The organism is Uliginosibacterium paludis (assembly GCF_039631355.1).
Classification (GTDB): Bacteria; Pseudomonadota; Gammaproteobacteria; order Burkholderiales; family Rhodocyclaceae; genus Uliginosibacterium; species Uliginosibacterium paludis.
Map to the genome: position 1 here is coordinate 1 of NZ_JBDIVF010000030.1, position 921 is coordinate 921.

The following is a 921-nucleotide window of genomic DNA, read 5'->3' on the forward strand; positions in this document are numbered from 1 at the left end:
TTGCGGCAAGCTGTCTCGAACGCTTCCCCACTGCTCAGGCGTCGCGTATTGATGGGTCTCGCACAGGTACTCTTGCAACAGCATCCTCGTTCATCCGCACCGCTCGGCACGGCTCCAGTTGCACAGCCTGTACTGTACAAACAGCAAAGGCCCCGAGGGGCCTTTGCTTAACTGAGCGGCATTGCCGCTTTGACGGGGCTTTTTTACATCTGGCGGCGTAATTGAGGCGGGGTTTCCTTTGCCGTTTCGGGATGTGTTGTGCTGTGGGTGCTCTGCACTGGCCTTGTGGTTCGGGCTGGCGATAGGGCTTTGCAATGGAGCTTGCTACTTGGCGTGCGCAAGCTACGGTGGCAGTATGAGTCGCTCGCGGACGAAAGTAGTTGTCCGCATGTATTTCCCCTGGAGAGCAAGATGAATGCAGAAGCTTTGATGCCGGATCCGCTGGTCTTTACTGATAACGCTGCCAACAAGGTCAAGGAGTTGATTGACGAGGAGGGAAATGCCGCGCTGAAGCTGCGCGTTTTCGTTTCCGGAGGTGGGTGCTCGGGATTCCAGTACGGTTTTACGTTTGATGAGGAGGTCAGTGATGATGACACGCAGCTGCAGAAAAATGGCGTGACCTTGCTGATTGACTCCATGAGCTACCAGTATCTGGTCGGCGCAGAGATTGACTACACGGATGGGCTCGAGGGCTCGCAGTTCGTGATTCGCAATCCGAACGCGACGACAACTTGCGGTTGTGGTTCATCCTTCTCCGTTTGATTGCCCTGAATCGAGTTGTTTCTGGAAATTTCACATAAGCGACTTGACGGAGTTGCTTGGAGTGCTCATAATCTCGCTTCTCTGCTGCTTCGGCGGCAGAGACGCAAGTCCGAAAGAGCCTGGTAGTGAAAGCCAAGTGCAGTGCGGGTTTGCCTGTTT

General features: G+C 54.7%; 1 protein-coding gene. It reads left to right on the forward strand.

Annotated features, from left to right (window positions below; translation table 11 throughout):
* The first annotated feature begins 411 nt into the window (after positions 1–411).
* On the forward strand, positions 412–762 hold the full coding sequence (erpA, locus tag ABDB87_RS20515; RefSeq protein WP_345930576.1) for an iron-sulfur cluster insertion protein ErpA: 351 nt from the start codon (positions 412–414) through the stop codon (positions 760–762).
* The last annotated feature ends 159 nt before the right edge of the window (positions 763–921 follow it).